Source organism: Candidatus Tumulicola sp. (assembly GCA_035601835.1).
Taxonomy (GTDB): domain Bacteria; phylum Vulcanimicrobiota; class Vulcanimicrobiia; order Eremiobacterales; family Eremiobacteraceae; genus DATNNM01.
Genome location: DATNNM010000008.1, coordinates 22,441 through 42,153 on the forward strand (window position 1 = coordinate 22,441; position 19,713 = coordinate 42,153).

General features: G+C 63.5%; 23 protein-coding genes and 1 tRNA gene. 20 read left to right on the plus strand and 4 right to left on the minus strand.

Annotation, left to right across the window (positions count from 1 at the left end):
* The first annotated feature begins 5 nt into the window (after positions 1 to 5).
* The 4 genes from gatC to VN934_02920 are packed head-to-tail and all read left to right on the plus strand — an operon-like array spanning position 6 to position 5,554.
* On the plus strand, positions 6 to 293 hold the full coding sequence (gene gatC, locus VN934_02905; GenBank protein HXM17740.1) for an Asp-tRNA(Asn)/Glu-tRNA(Gln) amidotransferase subunit GatC: 288 nt from the start codon (positions 6 to 8) through the stop codon (positions 291 to 293).
* Between the two features lie 4 nt (positions 294 to 297).
* Positions 298 to 1,773 (plus strand): Asp-tRNA(Asn)/Glu-tRNA(Gln) amidotransferase subunit GatA, encoded by a 1,476-nt coding sequence (gene gatA, locus VN934_02910; protein ID HXM17741.1) that lies wholly within the window; start codon positions 298 to 300, stop codon positions 1,771 to 1,773.
* Complete coding sequence (gene gatB, locus VN934_02915; protein HXM17742.1) at positions 1,770 to 3,200, plus strand: Asp-tRNA(Asn)/Glu-tRNA(Gln) amidotransferase subunit GatB; 1,431 nt, start codon at positions 1,770 to 1,772, stop codon at positions 3,198 to 3,200. Before gatA ends, gatB begins: the two co-directional genes overlap by 4 nt.
* Before the next feature lie 2 nt (positions 3,201 to 3,202).
* A complete protein-coding gene (locus VN934_02920; protein ID HXM17743.1) occupies positions 3,203 to 5,554 on the plus strand; it encodes a Smr/MutS family protein in 2,352 nt (783 codons plus the stop codon).
* Between the two features lie 39 nt (positions 5,555 to 5,593).
* On the opposite strand, the gene VN934_02925 is transcribed toward VN934_02920, so the two are convergent.
* Positions 5,594 to 5,797, minus strand: a complete 204-nt coding sequence (locus VN934_02925; protein HXM17744.1) for a hypothetical protein — start codon at positions 5,795 to 5,797, stop codon at positions 5,594 to 5,596.
* A gap of 94 nt (positions 5,798 to 5,891) precedes the next feature.
* Between VN934_02925 and tyrS the strand changes: the two genes are divergently transcribed.
* Positions 5,892 to 7,082, plus strand: a complete 1,191-nt coding sequence (gene tyrS / locus VN934_02930) for a tyrosine--tRNA ligase (GenBank protein HXM17745.1) — start codon at positions 5,892 to 5,894, stop codon at positions 7,080 to 7,082.
* 31 nt (positions 7,083 to 7,113) lie between these two features.
* Here the strand turns inward: tyrS and hslO are convergent, their stop codons facing one another.
* Positions 7,114 to 8,001, minus strand: coding sequence for an Hsp33 family molecular chaperone HslO (gene hslO, locus VN934_02935; GenBank protein ID HXM17746.1), 888 nt, complete (start codon positions 7,999 to 8,001; stop codon positions 7,114 to 7,116).
* A 76-nt stretch (positions 8,002 to 8,077) separates the two neighbouring features.
* Here hslO and aroQ point away from each other — a divergent pair, with 76 nt between their 5' ends.
* The 5 genes from aroQ (at position 8,078) to VN934_02960 (ending at position 11,980) form a co-directional block, all read left to right on the plus strand.
* A complete protein-coding gene (gene aroQ / locus VN934_02940; protein ID HXM17747.1) occupies positions 8,078 to 8,539 on the plus strand; it encodes a type II 3-dehydroquinate dehydratase in 462 nt (153 codons plus the stop codon).
* A gap of 127 nt (positions 8,540 to 8,666) precedes the next feature.
* Entirely contained in the window at positions 8,667 to 8,954 is a 288-nt protein-coding gene (locus VN934_02945) for an HU family DNA-binding protein (GenBank protein ID HXM17748.1), read from the plus strand.
* Between the two features lie 95 nt (positions 8,955 to 9,049).
* Entirely contained in the window at positions 9,050 to 9,742 is a 693-nt protein-coding gene (locus VN934_02950; protein ID HXM17749.1) for a Crp/Fnr family transcriptional regulator, read from the plus strand.
* A 162-nt stretch (positions 9,743 to 9,904) separates the two neighbouring features.
* Positions 9,905 to 11,191, plus strand: a complete 1,287-nt coding sequence (locus VN934_02955) for a copper amine oxidase N-terminal domain-containing protein (GenBank protein ID HXM17750.1) — start codon at positions 9,905 to 9,907, stop codon at positions 11,189 to 11,191.
* A gap of 21 nt (positions 11,192 to 11,212) precedes the next feature.
* Positions 11,213 to 11,980 (plus strand): ice-binding family protein, encoded by a 768-nt coding sequence (locus VN934_02960; GenBank protein ID HXM17751.1) that lies wholly within the window; start codon positions 11,213 to 11,215, stop codon positions 11,978 to 11,980.
* A gap of 28 nt (positions 11,981 to 12,008) precedes the next feature.
* Here VN934_02960 and VN934_02965 read toward each other — a convergent pair whose 3' ends face one another.
* Complete coding sequence (locus VN934_02965; protein HXM17752.1) at positions 12,009 to 12,539, minus strand: TetR/AcrR family transcriptional regulator; 531 nt, start codon at positions 12,537 to 12,539, stop codon at positions 12,009 to 12,011.
* Between the two features lie 173 nt (positions 12,540 to 12,712).
* Between VN934_02965 and VN934_02970 the strand changes: the two genes are divergently transcribed.
* The 10 genes from VN934_02970 to VN934_03015 all read left to right on the plus strand — a co-directional run bounded on the left by VN934_02970 (position 12,713) and on the right by VN934_03015 (position 19,298).
* The gene (locus VN934_02970; protein HXM17753.1) at positions 12,713 to 13,360 is read left to right on the plus strand and encodes a Crp/Fnr family transcriptional regulator; all 648 of its coding nucleotides are present in this window, start codon (positions 12,713 to 12,715) and stop codon (positions 13,358 to 13,360) included.
* A 52-nt stretch (positions 13,361 to 13,412) separates the two neighbouring features.
* Positions 13,413 to 13,892, plus strand: a complete 480-nt coding sequence (locus VN934_02975; GenBank protein HXM17754.1) for a cupin domain-containing protein — start codon at positions 13,413 to 13,415, stop codon at positions 13,890 to 13,892.
* Positions 13,893 to 13,985: 93 nt separating this feature from the next.
* Positions 13,986 to 14,060: transfer RNA gene (locus VN934_02980), tRNA-Pro, on the plus strand.
* Positions 14,061 to 14,149: 89 nt separating this feature from the next.
* Entirely contained in the window at positions 14,150 to 14,638 is a 489-nt protein-coding gene (locus VN934_02985; protein HXM17755.1) for a hypothetical protein, read from the plus strand.
* A gap of 194 nt (positions 14,639 to 14,832) precedes the next feature.
* Complete coding sequence (locus VN934_02990; protein HXM17756.1) at positions 14,833 to 15,405, plus strand: hypothetical protein; 573 nt, start codon at positions 14,833 to 14,835, stop codon at positions 15,403 to 15,405.
* Positions 15,383 to 17,377: an adenylate/guanylate cyclase domain-containing protein gene (locus VN934_02995; GenBank protein HXM17757.1), complete on the plus strand. Its 1,995-nt coding sequence runs from the start codon at positions 15,383 to 15,385 to the stop codon at positions 17,375 to 17,377. The genes VN934_02990 and VN934_02995 overlap by 23 nt, the downstream gene beginning before the upstream one ends.
* A gap of 72 nt (positions 17,378 to 17,449) precedes the next feature.
* Entirely contained in the window at positions 17,450 to 17,710 is a 261-nt protein-coding gene (locus tag VN934_03000; GenBank protein ID HXM17758.1) for a DUF4242 domain-containing protein, read from the plus strand.
* A 78-nt stretch (positions 17,711 to 17,788) separates the two neighbouring features.
* The gene (locus VN934_03005; protein HXM17759.1) at positions 17,789 to 18,547 is read left to right on the plus strand and encodes a hypothetical protein; all 759 of its coding nucleotides are present in this window, start codon (positions 17,789 to 17,791) and stop codon (positions 18,545 to 18,547) included.
* Complete coding sequence (locus tag VN934_03010; protein ID HXM17760.1) at positions 18,544 to 18,768, plus strand: hypothetical protein; 225 nt, start codon at positions 18,544 to 18,546, stop codon at positions 18,766 to 18,768. Before VN934_03005 ends, VN934_03010 begins: the two co-directional genes overlap by 4 nt.
* Positions 18,765 to 19,298 (plus strand): DUF2721 domain-containing protein, encoded by a 534-nt coding sequence (locus VN934_03015; protein HXM17761.1) that lies wholly within the window; start codon positions 18,765 to 18,767, stop codon positions 19,296 to 19,298. The genes VN934_03010 and VN934_03015 overlap by 4 nt, the downstream gene beginning before the upstream one ends.
* On the opposite strand, the gene VN934_03020 is transcribed toward VN934_03015, so the two are convergent.
* Positions 19,261 to 19,701, minus strand: a complete 441-nt coding sequence (locus VN934_03020; GenBank protein HXM17762.1) for a hypothetical protein — start codon at positions 19,699 to 19,701, stop codon at positions 19,261 to 19,263. The two genes, VN934_03015 and VN934_03020, sit on opposite strands and share 38 nt — an antisense overlap.
* Between the last annotated feature and the right edge of the window lie 12 nt (positions 19,702 to 19,713).

The window sequence follows — 19,713 nt, forward strand, 5'->3', positions numbered from 1 at the left end:
TAACGATGCCTGAAGTTCCCATCGACATCGCCCATGTGTCCAAGCTCGCGCGCTTGGCTCTCACCAAAGCGGAAGCACAGACGTTTTCGGCGCAATTCGGGCGGCTTTTCGATTTCATCCGCGAGTTGCAGGCGCTCGACGTCGAACACGTGCCGGCGACCGCCCAAGTGATACCATTGCACAACGTGCTGCGCGACGACGTGGTCACGCCGTGCTTGGACCATGAGGCAGCGCTGCAAAACGCGCCGGAAACGGAAGGACCTTATTTCAAGGTCCCGCGGATCTTGGAGTGACGGGATGAGAACCGGTCACGAGATCCGCGACGCGATCCTCAAGCGCGAGTCGAGCGCCGTTGAAGCCGCCGAAGCGGCGCTTCGCGCGATCGAGCTGCTCGAACCGACGCTCAAAGCGTACATCACGCTCACGCCGGAGCGCGCGCTCGCAGCCGCGCGAGCGATCGACGCGCGCATCGCCAAAGGCGAGAACCCCGGCTTACTTGCGGGCGTGCCGGTGGCGGTCAAAGATCTTTTCTGCACCAAGGACGTGCGCACCACGAGCGGCTCCAAGATCCTCGAGAACTTCATTCCGCCGTACTCGGCGACCGTGGTCGAGCGGCTCGAAGCCGCCGGCGCGGTCATCGTCGGCAAGACGAACATGGATGAGTTCGCCATGGGCTCGTCCTGCGAGAACTCAGCGTTCTTTCCGACACGCAACCCGTGGGATCCCGAAGGCGTGCCCGGCGGGTCGTCCGGGGGCAGCGCGAGCACGGTGGGATCGCGCGCGGTCCCGATCGCGCTTGGCACCGATACCGGCGGCTCCATCCGCGAGCCGGCGTCGTTCTGCAACGTGGTCGGCGTGAAACCGACCTATGGCCGCGTGTCGCGATACGGCATCATCGCGTTTGCGTCATCGCTCGATCAGGCGGGCCCCTTGACCCTCGACGTGCGCGACAGCGCCGATACGCTCGAGGTCATCGCCGGCCACGATCCGATGGACTCGACCAGCGTGGACGTTCCGGTGCCGCACTACGCCGGCATGCTGCGCCAGGATCTGCGCGGCGTCCGCGTCGGCATCGTCGACGAATTCGAGGAGAGCATGCAGTCCGACAAGGCGATGTCCGCGCTCTTCGCCGCTGCGTACGAAGATCTCAAGAAACTGGGCGCCGAGCTCGTCCACGTGAAGCTGCCGCACGCCAAATATGGGCTTGCGACGTACTATCTCATCGCGCCGGCTGAGTGCTCGTCCAACCTGGCGCGCTACGACGGCGTGCGCTACGGACTGCGCACGGAGGGCGACGCGGACGTCTTCACGATGTTCGAGCGGACCCGCGCCGCGGGGTTCGGCCAGGAGGTGAAGCGGCGCATCGTGCTCGGCACGTACGCGTTGAGCTCCGGTTACTACGACGCCTATTACGTGCGGGCGCAGAAGGTCCGCACGCTGATGAAACAAGATTTCGACGAAGCTTTTGCGCGCTGCGACGTGATCGCATGCCCGGCCGCTTCATGCCCTGCTTTCGAGCTGGGCGCCAAGTCCCAAGACCCGGTCGCGATGTACCTGATGGATTATTTCACCATCCCGATGAGTCTTGCCGGCGTGCCGGCGCTGTCGGTGCCCGCCGGTTACGTCGACGACTTGCCCGTCGGATTGCAACTCGTGGCGCCGGCGTTCGAAGAAGGCCGCATGCTCGGCGTGGCCCACGCGTACGAGCAGGCGACACGGCACGCGAGCGTGCGCGACCCGGTGCTGCACGCCGCCGCGGGTGGCGCGCGATGACGTTGGAAGCGGTGATCGGGCTCGAAGTGCACGTGGAGCTGGCGACCGAGAGCAAGATGTTTTGCGGCTGCCGCAACGAGTTCGGCGCGCCGCCGAACAGCAACGTGTGCCCGGTGTGTCTGGGCATGCCCGGTTCGCTGCCGGTCATCAACCGGCGCGCGGTCGAGTTCCTGTGCAAGACCGGTCTCGCGCTCGAGTGCGCGGTGGCGCCGCATTCGAAGTTCGATCGCAAGAACTATTTCTATCCGGATATGCCTAAGAACTATCAGATATCCCAATACGACATGCCGCTGACCACCGGCGGCGCGGTGCGGCTTCCTTCCGGCAAACGCGTCCGGCTCAACCGCATCCATCTCGAGGAAGACACGGGCAAGAACACGCACGCCGGCGGAAACATCGCGCGCTCGGCGTATACGCTCGTGGATTTCAACCGTGCCGGCGTGCCGCTGATGGAGATCGTCACGGAACCTGACATCGATTCGCCGGAAGAGGCGCAAGCATACCTCGCTGAGCTCAAGGCGGTGCTGTCGTACATCGGCGTTTCGGACGTGAAGATGCATGAGGGCTCGCTGCGCTGCGACGCCAACGTCTCGGTGCGCGAGGCGGGCACGACCGAGCTCGGCACCAAGACCGAGATCAAGAACCTCAACTCGTTCAAGATGGTGGGGCAAGCGCTCGCCTACGAGATCGAACGCATGCAGAAGTGCCTTGGCGCGGGCGAACGCATCGTTCAGGAAACGCGGGGCTGGGACGAAGCCAGCGGCGCGACGCACTCGATGCGTTCCAAAGAGTACGCGCACGATTATCGCTATTTCCCCGACCCCGATCTCGTGCCGTTGACGATCGAGGCCGCGGCCATCGAACGCTGGCGCGGCGACCTTCCGGAGCTGCCCGCTGCCAAACGCGAGCGTTACGTTCGCGCCTTCGGCCTGACGCCGTATGACGCCGGCGTGCTGACCGAGGACCGCTTCACGGCTGGATTTTTCGAAGCGGTGGCCGCCGCGAGCGGCGACCCGAAGCAGGCCGCCAACTGGATGATGGGTGATGTGCGCCGCTGCTTGCAAAAGCACGACCTCACGCTGGAACGGACGCCGATGAAGCCCGAGCAGCTAGCCAGCCTGATCGGCATGCTGAAGAGCGGCGCGATCTCCGGCAAAGCGGCCAAAGAAGTATGCGACGTCATGGTCGCGGACGGGCGCGCTCCCGAAGACGTGGTCAAAGAGCGCGGCCTCGCGCAGACGTCCGACTCATCGGCCATCGCGGGCTTTGTGGATGCGGCGATCGCCGCGAACGCCGACTCGGTGGCGTCCTACAAAGCCGGCAAGGAGAAGGCTTTCGAGTTTCTCGTCGGCCAGGTGATGAAGCAAAGCCGCGGCAAGGCCAACGTGGACATGGTGCGCTCGCTGCTCAAGCAACGGCTCGGCTAGACATGTCGTCGGCGCTGTCGCCGGAAACTCTGGCGGCGCTCGAATTTCCGGAGGTCATCGACCAAATCGCCGGCCAGGCGACCTGTGCTCCCGGGGAAGCGGCCGTGCGCGACCTGAGTCCGCTGCCGGACATCGCAAACGCCCAGACCGAACAGCTCCTTGTCGAAGATGCGGCGGCCTTCGTTCAGGCCGGCGGCAGCATCGCTTTCGGCGGCAGCGTTGACGTCGTGCCCATGCTCGAACGCGCCGCGCTCGGTGCTTCGTTGTCGGGCACCGATCTGCGAAGCATCGCGGATGCTGAACGCGCGCTCGCCGCGTGCGGACGCGCCAAAACGCACTCCGTGCTGCGCCCGAGCGGGCGCTTCAAGGAGCTGCTCGGCCGGCGCCTGGACACGTTCGCGCTCGTGGCTCGCATCGATCGAGCCGTGGAACCGGACGGGCGGATCGCGGATGGTGCATCCTCTGAGCTGAGCAAGATCCGTCGCCAGCAGCGCGCGCTGCAAGAAGAGGTTCGCGAACGCTGCCAAGCGCTGGTGCGCAAGCCCAGCGTCGCCAAACTGCTGTCGGAGGCGGTCGTTACCGTGCGCGAGGGCCGTTACGTGCTGCCGGTGCGCCGCGAGTACGTCGCCCAGTTCGAGGGCGTCGTGCATGACGAGTCGGCGTCCGGCGCCACCGCCTACATCGAGCCGATGGCGTGCGTCGACGCCAATAACCGGCTGCGCTCGCTCGAGTCCGCGGAGGAGCGCGAAATCGCGCGCATCCTAGCGGAGCTCAGCGCCGCCGTGGGCGATGACTCGGACGCATTGCGCGCCAACGCCGCGCTGCTGGCACGCGTCGACTGCGTCGGGGCCCGCGCCCGCTGGGGGCTGGCGCGCGCGGCGAACCGGCCGGATCTCGGAGAGGATCGCGCGCTGCGCATCGTGGCCGGCCGCCACCCGCTGCTGCGCCGCGAAGTCCAGCCGCTCGACGTCGATCTCGGGGAACGTTTCGACGCGCTCATCATCTCCGGTCCGAACATGGGCGGCAAGAGCGTCGCGCTCAAGACCATCGGCTTGTTCTGCGTCTTGGCATATGCCGGAATTCCGCTGCCCGCTGCTCCCGGAACGCGCTTCGGCAGATTCGAGCACGTCGCGTGCGTATTGGGTGACGAGCAATCGATCGCCGATGATCTTTCGTCGTTTTCGGCGCATCTGCAAGCGCTGCGAGGAGCGCTCGCCGTTGCCGGGCCGCGTTCGCTCGTGCTGGTCGATGAGATCGGCTCCGGCACCGAGCCGTCAGCCGGCGCCGCGCTGGCGCAGGCCTTTGTCGAGGCGCTGCTCGCGCGCGGAGCGCGCGCGGTCGTCACGACGCATTTCACGCAACTCAAGGTGTTCGCGGCGGCGGCCGAGCGGGTGACCAACGCCTCGATGCTCTTCGATCCGGAGACGAACGCGCCGACCTACGTGTTGGCCGTCGGCGTTCCTGGCCAGTCGCTGGCGTTTCCGCTTGCAAAGGCGCTGAAACTTGACCCGGCGCTTATCGCCCGCGCTGAAGAATTGTTGGGCGTCGAAGCGCGCGGCCTGGAACGGGCGTTTGAGGAGCTCGCCGCCGAACGCGATGCGATGCGCCGCAAGCAGACGGAACTCGAAGCGGAGCGCGGCCGCAGTCAGGAGCTCGAAGCGGAACTCGCGCGGCAGGTCGAAGCGGCTGCGAAGGAACGAAAGCAGTTCGAACTGCGTGCCGCCGGCGTGCTTCACGACGCCGTGCGTCAAGTGCGCGCCGAGCTGGTCGAAAGCGCGCTTCGCAGCGCCGAGGTGACGCGGCGGGAAAAAGCGCCGAGCGAAGCCGGTGCCGGCAAGGCGCTCGAGAAGACCTTGGAAGGCATGCGAAAGTCGCTCGGGCTCGAGCCCTCAGCGCCCGGAGAGAGCGGCGGCCCAGATTTCAAAGCGGGCGATACCGTCTTCGTGCGCAGCTTCGACGCATCCGGGGTGATACGGGAGCTCTACGAGCGCGATGCCCTCGTCGCGATGGGCGGAGTGAAGGTCGTCGTCTCACGTTCGGAGTTGAGCGCGCAAGCCGGCAAGCCGGTGACGCCGGCTCGCCATGCGACGATGGAGCCTGTCTTAACGGATGCGCCGAGCAGTATCGACGTCCGGGGCATGCGTGTCGACGAGGCCATGCCGCTGGTGGACAAAGCGCTTGACAGCGCGAGCCTCGCCGGGGCGGCGGAACTTCGCATCATCCACGGCAAGGGAACGGGTCAGTTAGGGCGCGGCATCCGTGAATTCTTGCGCGACCATCCGCAAGTGGCGACGACCGTGCAGGCCGGGGACCGCGAGGGCGGCTCCGGCGTCACGATCGTCTCACTTAAATGATCCGAAATGTAGTGCCGGGGCTCTAGCCCCGGAATGGACCTACGTGTATTTCGGCGCCGGCGTGGCTTGAGCCGGCTGCGGCTGCGTGATGGTGTTCGTCGTGTTGGTGGTGTTGTTTGGCGGGGTCTGGGTCGCCCACGGTTTCCATACGAAGAGCACTACGAGCGCCGCGACGACGATCACCGCGACGATGCCGAAAATCGCAACCGAATTGCTGCCGCTTTCTCTGACGGGTTGTTGCATAGTTGTCTCCTCCTGTGAAAGTGATACCCACGCCCGCTCGTGCTCTAAACGCAGTCGCCAAGGGGAACGGGTCAGGGGACCTTAACAACGGCTCATGACCGAACAGGCGCTCACCCGCACCGTGGACGCGCTATGCGCCCGCACGGTTGACGTCGTTTCACGCGAGGAACTTGCACGGCGCTTGCGCTTGGGCCGGCCGTTGCGCGTCAAGTTCGGCATCGATCCATCCGGCCCGCAGCTTCATCTCGGTCACGCAGTGGCGCTGCGCAAGTTGCGAGAGTTTCAGGACTTCGGGCATCAGGCGGTGCTGCTGGTCGGTGACTTCACTGCGCAGATCGGCGATCCGACGGGCCGTGTCGACGGGCGCAAGCCGCGCAGCGCCGCCGAGATCAAGCGCGATATGGAGACTTATGTCGACCAGGCGGCGTTGATCCTCGACATCGACAAAGCCGAAATCGTGTACAACAGCACCTGGTTGTCGAAGTTGACCTTTGCCGACGTCGTCGGACTTGCCGGCAAGACCACGGTTGCGCGCATGCTCGAGCGCGACGATTTCACCAAGCGCTACGAATCAGGCGACGCGATCGGTCTGCACGAGTTTCTGTATCCGTTGGGCGTGGCGTACGATTCGGTCGCGACGCGCGCCGATGTGGAACTGGGCGGCAGCGAGCAGTTGTTCAACCTGCTCATGGGCCGCAAACTGCAAGAAGATGCCGGCCAGGCGCCGCAGATCTGCATGACGTTGCCCATCATCGAGGGCACCGACGGCGTGGTCCGCATGGGCAAGAGCTTGAACAATTTCATCGCCTTGCGCGAGGCGCCCGGGCAGATGTTCGGGCAAGTGATGTCCATTCCCGACGCGTTGCTGCTGCGCTACTGGCAACTGGCGGCGTATGCGAGCGATGACGAGATCGCGCGCCAAATGGCGTTACCGCCCCGGGAATCGAAGATGAACCTCGCCGAAGCCATCGTTGAGCTCTATCACGGCGCCAAAATGTCCGGCGCCGCACGCGAGCATTTCGAGCGCACCGTCGTGCGAAAAGAGATTCCCGAGGATGTTCCGGAGTACGAACTTGCTTCGAGTTCCGGCAAAGCCTCGCTTGCGAAGCTGCTCGTGCTGACGGGACTCGCTGGGTCAAGTCGGGACGCGCAGCGCCTGATCGAGCAAGGCGCGATCAAGATCGACAGCGAGCGCGCGACCGACACGCGGCACACCGAAAAGTCATGGGACGGAAAAGTGCTGCAGCGCGGCAACCACCAGTTCATCCGCATAAAGCTTTTGTAGTGCCGGGGCTTTAGCCCCGGAAAACTCGGGGCTACATCGCCTCATCCCCCGCCGACTCCAAGATCTCTTGGATATCCTCCGGGGAGAAGCAGTAGTGCTGCCCACAGAAATCGCAGCGCACGTCGGTGTCTTCGCGCGCCCGCGCCATGGCCGAGAGTTCGGCGCGCCCGAGTCCGACGACGACCTTCGCGACGCGCTCGCGGCTGCATCGGCACGCGAATTCGAGCGGCTGGAGGTGCGTGACTCGCGGGTTCAAGGCGCCCGCGAGCTCGTTCACGAGTTGTTCGGGCGTGAGTCCGCGGCGCACCAAGCCGCTCACATGCGGCAAGCTCCTTGCTGCCTTCTCCAACGCCCCGGTGACGTCGAGATCGGCGCCGGGCAAAAGCTGGGCCAAGATGCCGCCGGCGGCGAGCACGCCCTGGGGGTTTGCAAGTACGCCCACCGCGACGACGCTCGGGATCTGCTCTGAATGGGCGAAAAAGTACGCGAGATCGTCTCCGATCTCGCCGGTCTGCAACGGCACTGAGCTCGTATACGGTTGGCCGGTCTCGTAGATTCTGGTCACGTTGAGAAAACCGCGACCGACGACGGCGCCGACGTCGAATTTGCCGGCGGCGCTCAACGGCACGTCGGCGCCGGGTCTGCCGGGATAACCGCGCACGCGGCCGCCGGGTCGCACTTCCGCGACCAGACCGCGGACGGGGCCGTCCGCAACGACTTGCAGCGTGATGCGCTCGTGACCGCTCGACGACGAGCCGATGAGCGCGGCGCCGGTCAGCAGTCTGCCGAGCGCAGCGGTGACGGTCGGCGAGCAGCCGTGGCGCGCCTGCGCTTCGCTGACGAGCGCTGTGGTCCGCGCCGCGACCACGCGCACGGTGTCGCCTGCCGCGAGCGCTGAAGCCGCATAATCGGAATTCATCACTCGTGCTTCACAGTGCGGGTCGCGCCGCTCCTGCATCGAGGGATGCACCGGCGCACGGCAGAACCACGCGCGGATGAAAAAACGCGCTGTGCGGTCTGCCGTGGTGCTTCACGGTCCCAATCTCAATGCGTTGGGAAAGCGCGAGCCTGACGTGTACGGCTCGATGACGCTGCGCCAGGTGGACGATGCGATCCGCGCGCTTGCCAAGCAGCTCAAGATCAGCGTGAGCATCGCGCAGCATTCTGGCGAAGGCGCTCTCATCGACGCCATTCACGCGGCGGGCGCGCGGGGAAGCGCGATCGTGATCAATCCCGGTGCGTTCGCGCACTACTCGTACGCATTGCGAGACGCGCTGGCGTCCGTCGACGTTCCCAAGGTCGAAGTGCACCTCTCGAATGTTCACGCGCGCGAGCCGTTTCGCCGTCGTTCGGTCATCGCACCGGTGGTGAATGGCACCGTCGGCGGTTTCGGCGTGGATTCCTACCTCTTGGCATTGCGAGGAGTAGCCGCAATGCTTGATGACACAAGGGCTTGACGCGCTTTCGGGCAGGAATCACCCGCCAGCGAGGGAAGAGGCCTGCTTCGAGCACGACGTCGACGCGAGCGCCAAAGCATGCTTCGCGTGGCACGAATTTGTTCGTCCGCCGAATTGGAGGTTCCCGATGACCAAAGCCGAGCTGATCGAGGAAGTTGCAGCCGAGACCAAACTCACCAAACGCGATGTGACCATGGTCGTAGATACGTTGTTGGAAAGCATCAAATCGGCTCTTCAGAAGGGCGATAAGGTCCAGCTCATTCCTTTCGGCAGTTTCGAGACGCGCAAGCGCAAAGCGCGCGAGGGCCGCAACCCGAAAACGGGCGAGAAGCTGACCATCTCGGCGCGCACCGTGCCGGCATTCCATCCGGGTAAGGACCTGCGCGAGAGCGTCAACAAGGGCAAGAAGAAGTAGTTCAACCACCCCTTCGCTTATTTAGGGCGTAAGGATTCGGGCAAGCGGCGCAGAAGTAGATAAGAGCACACGTAGGGGTTTGGAGTTCATGCAACTTGGCCGCAAGGCAATCTCGAAGCGACGCGATCGCGCGTTGCCCGATCTTCTCCGGTCTCGGTAAGCGCCTACTCTCACATATCGCAGCTGCCGCGACTGAGCGTTACCTTGCGCCAAATCAGCAGCTCAGCGCGCAGGGCGAGCCATTCGCATACCTCGGCGTCGTCGCGCGGGGATCCGTGCTCGGGATCGTTTCGTCCAAAGACGGCCGCGACCAGATACTGTATGAGGCCGGGTTTGGCGAATCGTTTGGCGAGACGCTCGTGTTCGGAGGCGAAGCAAGCCTAGGACGCTCCGCCGCCGGCGCGCGTGGTGCGGTTGTGGTGCTGATCGCAAACGCGACCCTCGAGAAAGCCTGTGGAGCAAACCCCGTGCTCGGACTTCAGTTGGCTCGCGCAATCGCGCAACGCGCGCAGATCGTCGCAAACGGTTTAGCGAGTCTCGCATTCACATCGACCAAGGAGCGCGTCGCGCGCGCTATCCTAGCGCTGGTGCGAAGCGTGGAAGATGACTGGATGGACGCCCCCGCCGAGCTGCGTGAACTCTCGCAGACTCAACTGGCCGAGCGGTCCGGAACCGTGCGCGTCGTGGTGGCGCGCGCCTTGCGCTCGTTGGAAGAGGCCAACGCGATCGAGCTCGAACGCGGGCGTATCAAGCGGCTCAACGCAGCCGCTCTGGCACGCCGGGTGTGACCAAAGTATCAGGTTAAGCCCTTCCTACGGTGCTACTATAGAGGCACCAAGCGGGGCCTTGCTGGGCTCCCAGGGTTCAGGCAGGCGTTTGGCGACCCCATAGACGTGGGTAGAATTCCTTCATACATTGGCGTCCGATCGAATTTGTGAACGGTGGCAATTGTGACTAGACTTGCGGGCCAACGGCCCAACACCCCCAGCGCGGCAACCGCGCCGCGCTTGGCAGCGGCCTCGGTTCTCGTTCTGCTTCTGTGCGGCTTCGCGTCCGTCGCGAATGCGGCTGCCGCCGACTTCGGTGCGCCGCCCTCCGGCGAGATACCGATCCTCTATAACGACCACCACGTCTACGCCAAGCCCGACGAACTCAAGCAGAATCGCGTTCTCGCCGCTTTCGTGAAGAACGGCGTGATCATGGTTCCGCTGCGCAGCATGTTCGAGCAGATGGGCGCGACGGTTTCGTGGAACGCCGCGAGCAAGACCGCCACGGCGCAAAAACCGGGCGCGTCGGTGCAGGTCACGGTCGGCAAGAACGAAGCCGTGATCAATGGAGAGACGCGACCGCTTGACGTTCCGCCTGAGATCTATCAGGGCGTGGTCGTCGTGCCGATACGCGTGATGTCTGAGTCCCTCGGCGCGTACGTGCAATGGATTCCCGGCCGGCGCATCGCCATCGTGCGGTACATCCCGCCGACTCCGATCCCGCTGCCTCCGCCGACGATAGCGCCGACCCCGCCGCCGACCCCGACACCGACGCCGACCCCGACGCCGGCACCGCAGGGCTATACCGTCTTCGTCCAAGGCGCGTACGCTTGGTCCAAGGTTTACAACGAGTTCGCGGACCGCCAGTGCTGCCGATCGTGGGTGGGGAGCGCAGCGCTTGCGCCAGAAAACTCAGTATGGGCCCTTAAAGTCGACTATCGCCAAGACACGTACGTCACGAGCGATAACATCGTCAACCCGCTCGGCAACCACTATACGAGTTTCTTCACCATCGACGGCGGCACCGCGGTCACGCCCGTTTTTCAGGCGCGCCAGAGCAACTGGGATGGGCGCTTGGAGTTCAAGGTAGCGTCGCCGCGGGTCTACATCGGAGCTGGTTACATCCAGAACTCCAACAACTTCGGATATCCGCATTGGAGCGGCATCGGCGGCGGACTCGAGAAGCTGCCCGACCTAAAGTCGGGGATCGGTTGGTTCGGCTCCGCGTTCTACTATCCGAGCGCGAGCGGCAACTATACGGTCAACGACCCAGCCAGTTCGAATTTCGGCAAGACCTATCGAGAACAGTACCAGATCGTGAAGTACGATATCGGCCTCGACCTCTCTTCGGCTCGTTTCCCATTGTATCTCTACGGTGGTTTCAGTGGCGATCGGTTTGTCGCGAAGCAGAACGCACCAATCGCCCAGACGCATAGCGGCCCTTACCTCGGCCTCGGCGTGAAGTTCTAGGCGGTCGGGAGGACCGTGAATATGCTCAAGACAACGCGCTTCTTCCACGCTCGGCTGATCGCCGTGCTAGTGGCCATAGCGTACCTGACCGGGTGCGGCACTAATTGCGCCGTTCCAGCCTTTAATTCCGCGCTGCCGTCCGGCACGGCATCGTGCACGACAAACGGACAAACGGGAGTGCCCCTTGGAACGGCCGCCAACTTCGCGGTGCTGGGCGGCTCCACGGTCACGAACACCGGCACTCCGACCATCGTGAGCGGCGAACTCGGGGTGTGGGCGGGCTCGGCGGTCACCGGATTCCCGCCGGGGCTGGTGGTCAACGGTTCGATACACCGCGCTGATCCTACCGCGATGACGGCTCAAGGCGATTTGACCACCGCGTACGTCAACGCGATGAACCGCGTGGTTCCGGCCCCGACCATCGTGAGCGGGGATATCGGCGGTTCGACCCTCACGCCCGGCATCTACAAGTCGACGTCGAGTCTGGGGCTCACAGGGACCGTCACGTTGGACGGGCAGAACCTGGTCAACCCCGTCTTTATCTTCCAGATCGGGTCCACCCTGACTACGGCGACCGATAGCATCGTCAGGCTGATCAACGGCGCCAACGCGTGCAACGTCACCTGGCAGCTCGGCAGCGCCGGAATCTTTGGAACGCGCACGGCTTTCTTTGGAAATGTTCTGGCGCAATCATCGATCACATTCAACACCGGCGCGACGATCACAGGCAGAGCACTGGCACGTGACGGTGCGGTGACGTTAGACGATAATCTTGTCACTAGGCCGTAGGAACTGACGACCAACAACCCGGGATAAACTAGGTCTTGGAAAGCAGGCGTGCCGCTGAGCGGCGCGCCTGTTTCGCATACGCCGCCGAACCCTCGATGTTGCACATGACCTCAGCCCCGGCCGTCAGGATCATGAGGGAGCGAGCTAGATCGGCTCGATTCGGCACGCCGGCATCCGTAGCCAGTTCGGTGAAGTAAGCGTGAAGCTGTCGCTTATTCTCGCTGACCTCATTGTGTATCGGGTGCTTTTGGTCGGGATACTCGGCCGCCGCTCGGTGAAAGGGGCATCCCCGATAGTCTTCTGACTCGAACCATTCGGCCAGCACGTCGAACACGGCCAGCAAACGCTGCTTCGGCGTGCGCCCGAGCTGCTTCACGCGTTCCTTGAGCCAAGCCATCCATCGTTTGCTGCGCTCGCGGACATAGGCGGCGCTCAGGTGCTCTTTCGTCGGAAAGTGCTTGTAGAAGGTCATCTTGGCGACGCCCGCACGCTCGATGATCGTCTCAGCGCTCACCCCACGAATGCCGTCGAAGTTGAAGCTTTCGAGCGCAGCGTCCATGATTCGCCGCTGGGCGGCAGAGGGTTCTTCTCGTCCCATGTTGCTGAGCGTACCAGTACGTCTATTGTCATGTCAAGGCCTTGACAACAAGACGGACTAGTCCGTATACTTACGGGCATTACATGGTTCGTGACGCGGAACAGCGACGGGCGGACGCCATCGCGCGCTGCCCCTTGTTTGCCGGGATCGGCAAACGGCTGCTTGCTCGCCTCGCCGGCGCGGCGATCGAGAGCCGCGTTGGCCCGAACGAGACGTTCGCCCCGCAGGGCCAGCCGTTCCCGTTTCTAGGCGTCGTTGCGGAAGGCGCGGTGGTCGCGATCATCTCGTCGCGAGATGGGCGCGAACAGATGCTGTACCAATCTGTGCCCGACGAGACATTCGCGGAGGTTCCCTCCCTTGACGGCAGGGTGACCTTATATCGCTTTGCGGCCGGCGCGCGCGGGGCATTGAGTCTTCTGATTCCGAGACTTGCGCTCGAGGAGGCATGCGAAGCGAGCGCGGAGCTCGGGCTTCGGTTGGGGCGAGTGGTGAGCGAGCGCGCGCGGATCCTAGCGGATTGTCTCACACACCTCGCGTTCGAGACGACCTTGGAGCGGATCACGCGCGCGATCCGCTCGTACATCCCGCGCGAGGCCGCCGGTTGGGTGGACGCTTCCCCCGAGCTGAAGGGCCTCTCACAAAATCAACTGGCCGAGCTGAGCGGCACCGTCCGCATCGTGGTCGCACGCGCGCTGCGCTCGCTGGCCGCGGCTAACGTGATCGAGCTCGACGGCGGTCGCATCAAGCGCGTCAACGCGGACACCCTCGCACACCAATCTTGACTTCTTAGGCGGCCAGGTGCCCCCTCGCGCGCCGCCCAATCCACGGCAGCATATGCGCAAGGTCAACACCAAGGACATCACTGAGGATACCTGGACATCCCCAAAGGGAAAATTCAGCGGCGCCGGCATTGGGGTCTCTGAGGCCCTGGGGCGTAAGCCGAAGTCCACGGACCTCATGGAGCGTCATCCGTTTGACGTCGAGATCCTCCGCGTCGCTCCGGGGAAAACACCCTACCCCTATCACTCGCATAGCGCTCAGTGGGAGTTCTACCACGTGATTTCGGGCAAGGGCACTGCCCGGCACGAGGGCGGTACGACCCCGATCGAGGCCGGCGACGCATTCATCTTCGAGCCCGGCCAAGCGCATCAGTTCAAAAATGACGGTTCTGAAGACTTGGTGATCTACGTCGTGGCGGACAATCCGATCGGCGAATCGGTGTATTATCCCGACAGCAAGAAGTGGGGCGTGCGTTCACCCGAGCGCAGGCTGATCCGCTCCGATGCGCTTGATTACTTCGATGGCGAAGAGTAAATCATATAGCCACGTGATCGTAGCCACGGACCTTTAGGTCCGTGCCTCAAAGGTGAGCGTCCGAAAGCGCAGGAACCCCAAGTGCCAGAAGATCGGGCCGTAGCGTAGCTTGGTTATCGCGCCTGACTGGGGGTCAGGAGATCGCTGGTTCGAATCCAGTCGGCCCGAAAGCAACGCTCCAACCCCAACCCCGACTCCAACGCCTCACGGTCACCACTAAGAGACTATTGTCATGCGAATTCTAGGTCGCCTCGCCATTGCGGCAATTAGTCTTTTGGCATGCGGTTGCAGTCAACAATCACGCAGCGTCGCGTCAACAACGCCAAGTGCAGCGCCCAAACTCGCGGTTAGTGCATTACCCGCAGATCTCGGACTTTGGTATTCCACTCCCCGCGGGATTGATTACCGACAGTCGAATTGATTCTCACATTCCAGCCGGCGTGCCGCCGATTGACCGCCTTGTAATTCGAAAGGCGATGGCCATCTTGCCCGCCGACAAGCGCCAGAACATCGTATGGTTTCGCGTGCCCCCGGGGCGCCCCGGTTATGAGGAGCTTCCCAATCACGGGCTTGTGGTGGAGTACAACGCCGATATGGCGGTCGATCTGAAGCGGAACCTTTCCTTGCCCTTCGATGGCTACTACGTCTTGTATTACGATGGCCGTGTTCAACCTGACTCAAGTCTGATTTTTTCTCGCTATTTGAACAGATATTTGACCGTGGCTTCCAGCAGTAGAGGGCACTAGCTGACAGACATGGCAAAATCGTCCTGGGGGTCAGGAGATCGCTGGTTCGAATCCAGTCGGCCCGAAAGAAAAGACCCGCATTCCAAGAGGCATGCGGGTTTGTCGTTAGCGATGATTCGCAAATGAGAACTCCGCTGGGGGACCGAACCCGCTCTTGAAATGGGAGCGTCGGTTCATTCGGCGGGTATTGGACATTGAGCCTAGAGGTTTGGAGCACGGTGGCGGCCGTCGGCACGTTCCTCGTCATCGCCGTAACGGCGATCGCGGCGCTGGCGCAGTTGCGGCACATGGGGTCGCGCAACCAGCTCGAAGCGGTGCTGTCGCTCAACCAAGAGTTTCGCAGCCAGGAGCTTCAGGACGCGTTGCGTTTCATTCAAAAGGACCTGCCGTCAAAGATGGAAGACCCGGCGTTCCGCGCGGAACTGGGGTCGCGGGGTTTCATCGATGCGTCGGTTCATCAGGAGATGAGCGCCTGTAACTGGTTCAACGAAATGGGCACGCTGGTCAAACACGGACTGGTCGACGAGCGGACCTTCTTGGATCTTTACGGCCGGCTGGCAGCTCAATATTGGGATCTCCTTAGCCCCGCGATAGCCATCTTGCGGCGAAACCGCGGGTCCGGCCAATATCAGAATTTCGAATACCTGGCGATTCGATCGCGTGATTGGCTTGCGCGATATCCGGATGGGCATTTCCCCGGCGCAATCTCTAGACTTCGCACTGACGACGTCTGGTTGGTTCACGATGGACAACGCCCGCCGAAGTAAACCTAAGGCTCGAGTAGCTGCCACGCTGAAGTCGCTGCCTACCGGCACGGTCACCTTCCTGTTCACCGACATCGAGGGCAGCACGGAGCGCTGGGAGCGCGATTCCAAGGCGATGAGCGCCGCGGTGGCGCGCCACGACGCGCTGTTGCGAGCGGCCATCGAGTCGCATGGCGGCTACGTGTTCAAGACCGTGGGCGATGCTTTTTGTTCGGTCTTTCAAGACGCGCGCGAGGCGCTGACGTCGGCGCTCGACGGCCAGCGCGCGCTCGCGGAGACCGACTTTGCGGCCGTGGGTGGGCTCAAGGTGCGCATGGCGCTGCATACCGGGTTTGCGGACGAGCGCGACGGCGACTACTTCGGCTCGACGGTCAACCGCACGGCGCGGCTGCTGGACATAGGTCATGGCGGTCAAGTATTGGTTTCGGACGTGACAGCGGATCTAGTGCGCGATGCGCTGCCAAAAACGGCAGCGCTGCACGAGCTGGGCGCCCACCGCCTCAAGGACCTGACCGCACCCGAACACGTGCATCAGCTCGTCGCGTCGGGGCTGACCGCGAAATTCCCGCTGCTGCGCTCGCTGGACACCCTGCGAAACAATCTGCCGCAGCAGCTCACGTCCCTCATCGGCCGAGATCAAGAAGTTGCCCAAATCGCGGAGCTGCTGGACGAGCACCGGTCCATCACGCTGACCGGCGTCGGCGGCGTGGGCAAGACTCGGCTTGCCTTGCAAGCCGGCGCGGAGCTCGCCGATCGGTTTGAGGACGGAGTGTGGTTCATCGACCTTGCTTTGCTGGCCGATTCCGATCTCATAGCCGGCGCGATCGCGGCTCTGTTCGGCGTGCGCGAGTCTCCCGGCCAGTCGTCGCTCGAAGCGATCGGACATGCGCTCAAGCCCAAACGCATGCTGCTGATCTTGGATGACTGCGAGCATGTCATCGCGGTCGCCGCCAAAGTCGCCGAGGCGCTGTTACGCACGTGTCCGCAGGTCCGGATTCTGGCGACGAGTCGCGAGCCGCTGCATATCCAAGGCGAGCGCATCGTGCCCGTGTCGACCTTGTCGACTCCCGAGAGCACGGAAGGCTTGACCGTGGCTCGCGCGCTAGAGCATGCGGCTGTCGCGCTGTTCGTCCAGCGCGCCGCCGCCTCCGACAGCCGCTTTAGCCTGACCGACGCCAACGTAGCCGGCGTCGGCGAGATCAGCCGCCGGTTGGACGGCATCCCACTGGCGCTCGAGTTGGCGGCTGCGCGGGTGCGGGCGCTTGGCGTCAGCCATCTATCGGAACACTTGGCTCAACGCTTTCGGCTCTTGACCGGCGGCGGACGCACCGCGCCGGCTCGCCACCAAACGCTTCGAGCCGCTATCGACTGGAGTTATAATCTTTTGTCGGATGCCGAAAGATTGCTGTTTTGCCGTCTGGGGATATTTGCAGGCGGGTTCGATCTGGAAGCTGCGACTGCGGTGTGCGCCGCAAAGCCGATCGAAGAGTTCGAGGTCGTCGATCTGCTGTCGTCGCTGGTCGATAAATCGTTGGTGATGCCCGACTTCGGCCATGAGATGAGATACCGGTTGCTGGAGTCGACGCGCGCCTATGCCCTGGAACGGATGGACGAGGAGGGGGTGCGCGAAAGCACATGCGAGCGACATTGTCGCTATTTTGCCGAAATCGCCAAGAAACTGTGCGATGCGCTCCCGACGACGAATCTCAATCCCTGGCTTGCGCGGATCCGCGCCAATCTGGAGAACTATCGCGCGGCGCTGGAGTGGGCACTCGGCCGAGGCCGCGACTCAGCCCTCGGCGCCGAACTCGCCTGCGGGTTGGAGACGTTCTGGTGGCATGGCGGCAGCGAAGCAGAGGGGCGGCGCTGGATCAAGGCGGCGCTCGATCACGTCGATGAAGGCGCTTACCCTGAGGTAACCGTTCGGCTCCGGCGGGTCCTCGCGCGCCTCACCGCACGAGTCCTTTACTCATGACGAGAAGGTAACGGCACATGCTTTGCGTACCTATCGGTCAAGAATCCCGGAGGAACTCACATGCCGCGATATATGATCGAACGAATCTTTAAAGACGGCCTGGCGATTCCGACCAACGACAGCGGATCCGAAGCATGTAAGGCCGTCGTCGGCAAGAATGAAACCGTCGGCGTGACCTGGGTGCATTCGTACGTCTCGAACGACCACAAGAAGACGTACTGCGTGTACGACGGACCGAACGAAGAGGCCATCCGCCAGGCCGCCGAACGCAACGGCCTACCATGCGACAAGATCACGGAGGTCAGCGTTCTCGACCCGTATTTCTATCACTGACCCGCTCGGCCCGAAACCCAAAAGCCCGCATCCAGTCCGAGTGCGGGCTTTTTGTTTCTTAAAGCAGAAGCACGGCGCGTGCAATTCTGGACGGCCGCGCTGCCCGCGTTCTTGGCTTCCTCCGTCGAGTGCGTCGAGGCGCTGACGGTGGTGCTCGCGGTCGGCATCACGCGAGGCTGGCGCTCGGCGATCATCGGTTCCATCGCGGCGATCGCGTTGCTCGGGCTGCTCGTGTTGCTTTTCGGGCCGCTGCTGGACCGGTTCCCGATCGCGTGGCTGCAGATCGCCGTCGGTTGGCTGTTGATCCTCTTCGGGATGCGCTGGCTGCGCAAAGCCATACTGCGCGCCGGCGGCTTCATCAGCATGCACGACGAGTCGGACGCGTTCGAACAGCAGAAGCGAGGGTTGGGGGCCTCGAACGCACGGGGTCGGGGAGCCTTGGATCCCGTCGGTTTCCTTGCATCGTTCAAAGCCGTGACGCTCGAGGGCTTAGAAGTCGTGTTCATCGTGATCGCCATCGGCGCCACGGCGCACGCGCTCCTTCCGGCAAGCGCAGGCGCCGCGGCGGCCGGCGTGCTGGTCGTCGCTGCCGGGGTCATATTGCGCCGCCCGCTCGAGCGCGTGCCGGAGAACAGCCTCAAGTTCGCGGTGGGCGTCTTGCTCTCGGCTTTCGGCACGTTCTGGTTCGGCGAAGGTCTCGGCATGACGTGGATCGGTCAGGATCTTGCCATTCTCGGGCTCGTCATCGGCTATGCCTTCATATCGTTCGTCGCCGTTGCGCTGTGCCGGCGCGTGCATGCTCGGCCCGCGAGCGCAACGAGGGTGCCGCAGATATGACCTGGCTGGCGAGCGGTCTCAAGCAGGTCTATGGGCTGTTCGTCGACGACGGCTGGTTGTCGCTTGCGGTCTGTATCTGGTTGTTGATCGCATGGTTCGTCCTGCCGCACTTCGTCACCAGCGCGAGCACGCGCCCGATCGTCCTCTTCGTCGGCCTGGCGCTGCTCCTCGCTGACAGCGTGCGTCGGGGCGTGCTGCCTCACGGGCATGACGCCAAATGAACGCGCTCAGCAGCGGTCTTTCCTCGATGCTCCCATCGCTCTCGGTGGTCACCGGCATGATCACCCCGGCGATCCTCATCCTGGCCGCCGGCTCGCTCGTCTCGAGCACGCTCGTGCGCATCGGCCGCATCGTCGATCAGACGCGCGGGCTCATCGCACGCGGCGAGGAGCTGCGCCGCATCGGCAAACGTGCCGCGCTGCCGCTCATCGACGAGCAGCTCACGATTCTGCTGCGCCGCGCCGACCTTGCTCGCAGCGCGCTCACGGGATTCTACCTCGCGATCGCGCTCTTCTTGCTCTCGAGTCTGGCGATCGCGCTGACACTGCTGTTACACAGCCCACTCACGTGGCTTGGGCCTGCGTTTGTCATCCTCGGCGGCGTCTGCCTGTTCGCGGCTGCGGCTGTGCTGCTGTTCGAGGTGAATCTATCGGGCGGTTCCACGCGCCGCGAAGTGGATTGGTACCGCACCGGCGCCTTCGACGAGAATACCACTACGACAGGATCTTCACCACCGGCGTCATCACGTTGACGGCGTGCACCGATAGCGCGCGTTGACTCGCGCTAAGGTACTTCGATTTTTGGAGCGGGCGCAAAGCGTCGAGGCCGGCGCTCCAAAGCTCTTTCACCTTGACGTTATGATGTAACTTCGCTTCGGCTTCGCCGGCGACGTACAGCGACTCGCCGTAGAAATACGAGTAACTCGCCTGCTTTGCAGGAGCGCCGGCCGCCTTGGCGTGTTGGGCGCAGGCGTAATAGCTGGTGGCGGCTTCCTGCATGTCAGCAGACGTGTAGATGTACCTGCCGGCCTGGTAATCGGTGGAGGCCTTCGCGAAAAGCGAATCGGCGTGTGCGCCGCACCCGGTAGCGGCCGCGCTCGGAGTAGACGGGAGCAGGCTAACAAGCACCATCGCCAGCAACAGCAATCGTTTCATGTCGCAAGAATA